This is a genomic window from Marinobacter sp. UBA3607, assembly GCF_002375525.1.
GTDB lineage: Bacteria > Pseudomonadota > Gammaproteobacteria > Pseudomonadales > Oleiphilaceae > Marinobacter > Marinobacter vinifirmus.
Genome location: NZ_DFLY01000037.1, coordinates 1 through 7628, shown reverse-complemented (window position 1 = coordinate 7628; position 7628 = coordinate 1). Strand labels below are relative to the sequence as shown.

The window sequence follows — 7628 nt, the reverse complement described above, 5'->3', positions numbered from 1 at the left end:
TGTGGCGCTTCTGCTCCGCCATCCATGGCTCCGCACATTTTTGGAAGGCCCCGCCACCCCGATGCTTCTGAACTCCGAACTGTAAGTCATAAGAGTGCAGAAAAATTTGCCTTGTGGTGTTCGTTCTCGGGTGATCAGTGAAAATCTCTGGAGCTAACTGGTAACGAGTTAATCAGGTGGCTCAGGTCAGACAGCTTGCCGGCCATGACATGAACGATGTCTCCCTCTTTTTCGATCACGCCTTTCACGTGTAACAAGCGGGCGGTGAGTAACGGTTTGCGTTGTCTTCGGGCGGTTTCGAGCCAGACGACGACGTTGATGTTGCCGGTTTCGTCTTCGAGGGTGACGAAGGTGACGCCGGAGGCGGTGCCGGGGCGTTGGCGGCCGGTGACCAGGCCGGCGACCTGTACGGGGATGCCGGGGCGGGTGGTTTTTAGTTGGTCGGCGGTGAGGCAGTAGCTCAGGTGGCCTTGTTCGCGGAGCAGGGCGAGGGGGTGTCTTTGTAGTGTTAAGCCTTGGCTGCTGTAGTCTGCGAGGACGTTCTGGCCTTCGGTGGGTTCCGGGAGCAGGTGGCAGGGTTCGGGTTGGTAGTCTGCCATGGTTTCGTTGGCGAAGAGTTCTGCCGGTTCTTCGTGTTCGAGCAGTTGCCAGTAGGCCTGGTGGCGGTTGCTGGTAAAGCCGGGCATGGCGTTGGCGCCGGCGAGGAGTTCCATGTCGCGTTGGTTGAGGCCGGCGCGGGTGCGCAGTTCGGCGGCGCTTTGGTAGCCGTTTTTCGGGCGGTTCTGGTGGATACGGTCGGCGCCGCTGGAAGACAGTCCCTGAATAATCCGGAGGCCAAGGCGCAGGTGTTTTTCCGGGCCTTGCAGGGTGTGTTCACGGTGGCTGTGGTTTACGTCTGGTGCCAGTACGGTGACCTTGTGGCGTTGGGCGTCCTGTACCAGTTGGCTGGGGGAGTAGAAGCCCATGGGCTGGCTGTTGAGCAGGGCGCAGTAGAAGGCGGCCGGGTGGTGGCGTTTTATCCAGGCGGAGACGTAGACCAGTAAAGCGAAGCTGGCGGCGTGTGATTCCGGGAAGCCGTAGCCGCCGAAGCCGCAGATCTGTTGGTACAGGCGCTCGGCAAAGTCCGGATCATGGCCCCGTTCGAGCATGCCGGTGATGAGCTTGTCCCGGAACGGGGTTAAGTCCCCGTGGGATTTCCATGCGGCCATGGCCCGGCGCAGTTTGTCGGCCTCGCCTCCGGTAAAGCCGGCGGCGACCATGGCCAGTTTGATCACCTGTTCCTGGAATATGGGCACGCCCAATGTGCGCTCCAGTACCTGCCGGACGGCATCGTTGGGGAATTCGACGGGTTCCAGGCCGTGTTTGCGGCGCAAATAGGGGTGCACCATATCGCCTTGAATGGGGCCGGGGCGCACGATGGCGACTTCGATCACCAGGTCGTAGAAGGTTTCCGGTTTCAGGCGCGGGAGCATGTTGATCTGGGCCCGGGATTCCACCTGGAATACGCCGATGCTGTCGCCTTTTTGCAGCATGGCGTAGGTGTCCGGGTCTTCCTGGGGCACATCCTGCATGGTGAAGGCCTGGCCTTTTTCTTCGCTGATCAGCTCCAGTGCCTTGCGGATGGCGGTGAGCATGCCCAGAGCCAGTACATCCACTTTCATCAGGCCCAGGCTTTCCAGGTCGTCCTTATCCCACTGGATGACCGTGCGGCCTTCCATGGCGGCGTTTTCCACCGGCACCAGTTCCGCCAGTGGCCCTGCGCTGATAACAAAACCGCCTACGTGCTGAGACAGGTGGCGGGGAAAGCCCAGTAAGGTGTTCACCAGGGTAAAGAACTGCTCCGCCACTTTCGGGTTGCGGGTGAGCCCCTTGTCCAGTATCTGCTGGCGCCAGTTGGTGGTTTTGTCGCGCCAGTCGATGCCATCCAGCAGTTTCTCCACCAGGGCGGCATCAAAACCCAGTGCCTTGCCCACATCCCGGATGGCACTGCGGTAGCGGTAGCGGATGACCGTGGCGGCCAGAGCTGCCCGTTCCCGGCCGTAGCGCTGGTAGATGTACTGGATGACCTCTTCCCGCCGCTGGTGCTCGAAATCCACATCGATATCCGGTGGCTCGTCCCGGTCTTTCGAGATGAAACGTTCAAACAGCAGCTCGACCTTAGCCGGGTTCACCTCGGTAATGCCCAGGCAGTAACAGACAGCCGAGTTGGCGGCTGATCCTCGCCCCTGGCATAAAATGCCCCGGCTGCGGGCAAAGGCCACGATGTCGTGGATGGTGAGGAAGTAGTGCTCGTAGTTGAGCTCCGAGATCATCCCCAGTTCTTTGCGGATTAACGCCTGCACTTTCATCGGCGTGCCTTCGGGATAACGGCGACGTTCGCCTTCCCGGGTCAGGCGTTTGAGGTAGGCCGCCGGGGTTTCGCCTTCCGGTACAAGATCAGGCGGGTACTCATAGCGCAGGCTGCCGGGCTCGAAGCTGCAGCTGTTGGCAATGTTTACGGTTTCCTGAAGCCAGGCCGGCGGAAACAGGCGTTGCAGCACCGGGAGCGGGCGCAGGTAGCGTTCGCCGTTCTGGAACAGGCAGTGGCCGGCGTTTTCAACCGTGGCGCGGTGGCGCAGGGCGGTGAGCACATCTTGCAGGGGCTGGCGTTCCCTGGCGTGCATGTGTACTTCGCCGGTTGCTGCCACGGCTAGCTGTAAGTGTTCAGCCAGCGCGCGTACCCGGGCTAGCTGTTGCTCCTCGCCGGCCTCCAGGGTGCGGGTAGCGCCAATGCGCAGGCGTTGTTCAAACAACCGCTGCAACCATTCACCACAAGCCACGGCCTGTTGGTAGCTGGCCGCCGCCGTGGAAGGTGGTTGCCACAGGCACAGGCAGTGATCCAGCTCGTGGGTTTCAATATCCCGGGCAAACAGCTGGTACTGGCCTTTTTCTGCCCGGCGCCGGCCGGTGGTGATCAGTTGGCACAGCTGGCCGTAGCCCTTGCGGGACTGGGCCAGCAGGATGAAGCGGGGTGTGGCCGCGCCGGCCGGGGCATCTTCCAGCACAAACCAGCTGCCGGTAATCAGCTTTACCGGGCTGTCTTTCAAGGCAGCCCAGGCCCTGGGAATGCCCGCCACCGAGCAGGCATCGGTGATGGCGATGGCGTGATAGCCAAGCTCCAGGGCCCGTTCCGCCAACTCATGGGGGTGTGAGGCCCCGGTGAGGAAGGTGAAATTGCTGAAACAGAAGAGTTCCGCGTAGCTACCTGCCATTAACCAAACCATCCATGTATGAACCAGCCATCGTTAACATCCCGGAACACCCAGGCCAACTCGCCGCCCGGTAACCGGGCGATGTAGTAATCCCGGTGTACCCGCTGGCCATCCCACCAGCCGCCGCTGATACGTTCCGGGCCGGAGTGCCAGGCCACCGGTGTTTGATCCAGTGGCCGGGGGCCTTTCAACAGCCACAAGGGGCGGTGGGGGAGTTGCACCGAAGCACTGTCCTGACGTTTGCCGGGTTTGCGTACCTCGCTGGCAGACCAGGCATGTTCCGGCCGGTGATCGTCCATTGGCGCCAGTTGCTTGAGGGCCTGTTCACCCAGTCGGGCCTGCAGGCGGCTGATCAGTGTGTGCCAGGCCTCGTTCAGATCCTGGGTTTCGCCCAGCAGATCCTGGCCCCCCGGCGCCTCTCGGCCGGTAAAGCGTTTAACCGCCAGAACAAGGCCGGTGACCGGAGCCCGCAGCGGTTGCTGGTCCAGCTTCAGCTGTATCAGTTTCAGAAAAACCTCGGCCCGGTGCTCCGGCCCGGTGGTGCGGATACGTAAACGGGTGGGCTCTTCATGCCGGTGCTGCAACACCAACAGCAGGGTGTCGGTATCCTGCTGGCGCCAGCACAGGTCTTCTTCCAGCTCTGCCAGTATCCGCTGCAGCGAGAATAGCAGCCCCTGAGCGTGCTCCACCTCCTGGATAAAATCCGCCCGCTGCCGGAACGTGTGGGGTGGCCGCCAGGGTGCCTTGGGATCAGCCCGGGTGCCCTGGATTTTCTGGATAATGGCCAGCAGCTCCGGTGATAACCGCCGGGCCAGTTCCGGGGCAGGCAGGGCAAATACCTCACCCAGGGTGTTCAGTCCAAGGCGCTGCAGGCGAGTGCAGGATTTCTTGTCAAAGCCCGCAGCCTGTAATGGCAGATTGCCAAGCGCCGTCAGGATATGGCCTTTGTCTGCCGTGCATTCGCCCTTGCCGGTATGGGCCAGCAACCGGGCAGCGAGCGGCGTGTGGCCAATAGCCACCCAGGCCGTGAGCTGGCGCTCCGTTAACGCCTGTTCCACGGTTTGCCAGATGGCCGGCAAACCGCCATACAGCTTCTGCAGGCTGCTGACTTCTGCCCATAATCCATCCGGCGGCGCCAGCGTGATGTGTGCGGCATAGTGGTACAGCCAGCGGGCCTGGTCCTCCAGCAACCAGGCCTCCTGTTTTGCATCTGCCCGCATAATGTTGAGATCCGGAGCCAGGCCGAGGGCCGTTTTCAGTCGCATACCCGGGGTAACACCCAGGTCCCGGGCGGTGGGGCAGGCCTGAACAACGCCTTGCCCGGCACCGTCTACAATCGCCAGGGCGCCCGTGGCATCCTGGCTGCGGCGGACGTGGTCCAGCAACAGGTGAGGGAAGTGCAGGTAAAGCCAGAGCACAGGGCTACCCCCGGGCCTCGGGCCAGGGCCCCTGAACGACACGGGAGGAATCCTGAACAGCAATGTTGGTCCGGTGTCCGAGCGCAATGGAGCAACGCTGGCCCGGCCAGCTGCCGCGGCGTTTGATGATATTTACCTTGAGCTCCTGATGTTCACCGGGGGCCAGTTCCAGCCTTAACGCTGCCGGAGAGTTCTGGTCTGAAAACCGGCGGCTACGGAACAGCACGCACACATTGCCGCCGGCTTCTGATGCCAGTTGCAGGCGCCGGACATCCCGGCTGGCGAGCTTGCCCGGCCAGGCCAGCACCAGCCCGGTAACCGGGGAGCGCAGGCAGTTTTCCATGGTCCATAAAAAATCTCCCTGATCCCGGGTGTTGATCATCACCAGGTGGTCCAGATCTACCCCTTCACGGGCGAGGGCGGGAGCGTAAGGCGTGTGCGGCGGATTCAGCCAGAAAATGGTTTTGCCGGCGGCGGATATCCGTTGCATCAGTGGCAGTACCAGGTGCAACTCGCCAATGCCGCAGGTGTCGAGCAGGCACTCACTCAACGCACCCCGCGGCCAGCCCAGACCGCCCAGCTGGTTATCCAGCACCTGATAGCCCGTCGACTCCGCCGGCTGGGTGGTCTTTCTGTGCTTATGGCCCTGCCAGATACGGGCATCTTGCAGAAGGCTGCTGAGTAATTCGCTCATGGGAAATTATCCGAATACTGTTTATATATACAGTATTCTTGTGAGGGCGGAATTTCAACTGCCAACTTGATAAAACCGGGCACGCCACCCACGCTGAACACAGCAACCAGAAAAGGAGGACGAGCCATGACAAAACTAAGCCAACAAGCCTGTGAGGCCTGCCGCGCAGACGCCCCCAAAGTGACCGGCGAGGAGAAACAGGAGCTGCTGAGCGCCATCCCCGACTGGGAAGATGTGATGGTAGATGGCGAGGAACAATTACGCCGGGTATTCACCTTCAAAAACTTTGTGGAAGCACAGGCCTTCACCAACAAAGTGGCGGACCTGGCCGAAGCGGAAAACCATCACCCGGCGATTTTGCTGGAGTGGGGCAAAGCCACCGTGCGCTGGTGGACCCACAAAATCGGCGGTTTGCATAAAAATGACTTCATTATGGCGGCCAGAACAGATGAGCTCTATTAAAAGGCCTCGTCCACCGGGCTGCGCACACCAAAGCCACCCTTACGGACAACATGAGTGTAGATTTCGGTGGTACGAACATCGGAATGCCCTAGCAGTTTCTGAATGGTTCGTAAGTCATAACCCGCTTCCAGAAGCCTGGTGGCAAAGCTGTGCCTGAAGGTGTGACTCCCTGCGGGTTTGTGAATGCCCGCAGCGCGAATGGCAATCTTGAAATGCTTCTGGACGGTTCGGTCCAGCATGTGGTGGCGGCGCCGTATTCCAGAGCGTGGATCCATAGAAAGATCCGGTGCCGGAAACACATACTGCCAGTCTGGTTCCTGACTGGCGTTGGGGTATTTTTTGGCTAAGCCGGCGGGCATATACACGGAGCCACAGCCACGGGTCATATCCATTTGATGTTGCAGAAGGGCAAAGTTGATCTGCTTCTGAAGGGGGGGGAATCAGTCTGTCTGGCAGCAGTGTGATCCTGTCTTTACCGCCTTTCCCTTCCCGGACAATTAACTGCTGCATTCCGAAATCAACGTCTTTAACCCGCAGCCGAAGCGTTTCGCTGATCCGTAAACCCGCCCCGTAAATCAGCATGGCGATCAGTTTGTACTCGCCTTCCAGGTTCGCAATCGCCCGCGTGGCTTCGTCCGGGCTGAATACGACGGGCAGCTTCTTGGGTTTTCTGGCTGGCTCATATTGGAGTTCTTCCAGGGGCGCCCCCAAAAACTCGCGATATAAAAAGATCAGAGCATTCAGAGCTACTCGCTGGGTAGCCACGCTGACATTTGCCTGCAGTACCAGGTGAGACAAAAATGCTTCTACCTCACCAGAGCCCATGGTTTCTGGGTGCTTTCGGCCATGAAACCGGATAAAGCGCTTGATCCAGAAGACATAGGTTTGCTCGGTTTTGTAGGCCAAGCCTCGCAGCCGGATGAAGCTCCGAAGCCGATCCAGAAACCGGGTTGGCTGGGCCGGGATGGGGGCGGGGATATCCATATCCTTAGTACTCCTTAAGCTGTATATGCGTACAGTAAAATAATTTCAGGTGAAGTCAACCGAGAAATTTCGACGGAGTTATACGAACGCGTTCGCAAAACCCCGGAAAATCCCAAAGAATTATTCGTAACCTTCTGATATGGTTAAAAAGTAAAAGTTAAAAGGGCGGAGTTATACGCCCCAGGATAAGGGCAGGAGTGGCTCTGTTGAGGGCGTATAACTCCGGCGGTAGCCGTGGTGGATTGCTCTCATGTTTTTGTTTTTGATTAGAAAAATTAAAAATTTCGAGCGCGTTTAGGTTGGAGTTATACGAACGCGGGATATACGAACTCGTTCGTAGAATTAACTGTTATGCACTAAATTGAGTACCAGCATGGACGTAATCGCAGAGTCCGTAAAACTGCACAGTCAGGCGTGGAGTGACCAGAGCAGATTCACGGAATGTTTGGAGCAAGCGGCAGGGCTGCTCAAGCAAGCTTATGAATCTGGAGATACCAGCTCTCTACTTATCAATAACTATGCAGCCGTGCTTTTGGACTTGCATCGAAATTTTGACGCCCTTGAATTACTGCGGCTTTGTGATCCGGATTTTTCTGAATTCTGCGCAAACTACGCCATAGCGGTCGCAAAAGCAGCTTACGATATCGATCTAATCCGCCATTGGAACCAAGCTGCATCAAAATACCCTAAAGACGAAAGAGCTATTGTCGCTTACATGGACTGGCAAGGACTGTAAATGCATAACAAGTGGCTGTTGTCGGACGCACCTACGCTTGCGCTTCGGTGCGCCGCAAAGCCAAGGCGTGTGTGCCGGGCATG

General features: G+C 58.9%; 5 protein-coding genes and 1 pseudogene. 2 read left to right on the top strand and 4 right to left on the bottom strand.

The features are described 5' to 3' along the window. Window positions 1–134: 134 nt before the first annotated feature. Genes B2589_RS14235 through imuA form a run of 3 tightly spaced genes read right to left on the bottom strand, consistent with a single transcriptional unit; the run spans window position 135 to window position 5363 of the window. The gene (locus B2589_RS14235; protein ID WP_286817032.1) at window positions 135–3251 is read right to left on the bottom strand and encodes an error-prone DNA polymerase; all 3117 of its coding nucleotides are present in this window, start codon (window positions 3249–3251) and stop codon (window positions 135–137) included. Then, window positions 3251–4669 carry a Y-family DNA polymerase gene (locus tag B2589_RS14230; protein ID WP_286817031.1) on the bottom strand — a complete coding sequence of 473 codons (1419 nt, stop codon included), beginning with the start codon at window positions 4667–4669 and terminating at the stop codon, window positions 3251–3253. The genes B2589_RS14235 and B2589_RS14230 overlap by 1 nt, the downstream gene beginning before the upstream one ends. Window positions 4670–4673: 4 nt before the next feature. Beyond that, a complete protein-coding gene (imuA, locus tag B2589_RS14225) occupies window positions 4674–5363 on the bottom strand; it encodes a translesion DNA synthesis-associated protein ImuA (RefSeq protein ID WP_286817030.1) in 690 nt (229 codons plus the stop codon). Between the two features lie 126 nt (window positions 5364–5489). Between imuA and B2589_RS14220 the strand changes: the two genes are divergently transcribed. After that, window positions 5490–5825: a 4a-hydroxytetrahydrobiopterin dehydratase gene (locus B2589_RS14220; protein WP_286817029.1), complete on the top strand. Its 336-nt coding sequence runs from the start codon at window positions 5490–5492 to the stop codon at window positions 5823–5825. Here B2589_RS14220 and B2589_RS14215 read toward each other — a convergent pair. Next, window positions 5822–6809: pseudogene (locus B2589_RS14215) on the bottom strand (integron integrase). The gene B2589_RS14220 and the pseudogene B2589_RS14215 overlap by 4 nt on opposite strands. A gap of 373 nt (window positions 6810–7182) precedes the next feature. On the opposite strand from B2589_RS14215, the gene B2589_RS14210 reads away from it, so the two are divergent. Continuing rightward, window positions 7183–7545, top strand: coding sequence for a hypothetical protein (locus B2589_RS14210; protein ID WP_147271089.1), 363 nt, complete (start codon window positions 7183–7185; stop codon window positions 7543–7545). Window positions 7546–7628: the final 83 nt, after the last annotated feature.

Excerpts from the sequence above, each read along its gene's own strand:
- B2589_RS14210 (WP_147271089.1), top strand. The coding sequence starts at position 7,183 with ATGGACGTAATCGCAGAGTCCGTAAAACTGCACAGTCAGGCGTGGAGT.
- B2589_RS14235 (WP_286817032.1), bottom strand. The coding sequence starts at position 3,251 with ATGGCAGGTAGCTACGCGGAACTCTTCTGTTTCAGCAATTTCACCTTC.
- B2589_RS14220 (WP_286817029.1), top strand. The coding sequence starts at position 5,490 with ATGACAAAACTAAGCCAACAAGCCTGTGAGGCCTGCCGCGCAGACGCC.
- imuA (WP_286817030.1), bottom strand. The coding sequence starts at position 5,363 with ATGAGCGAATTACTCAGCAGCCTTCTGCAAGATGCCCGTATCTGGCAG.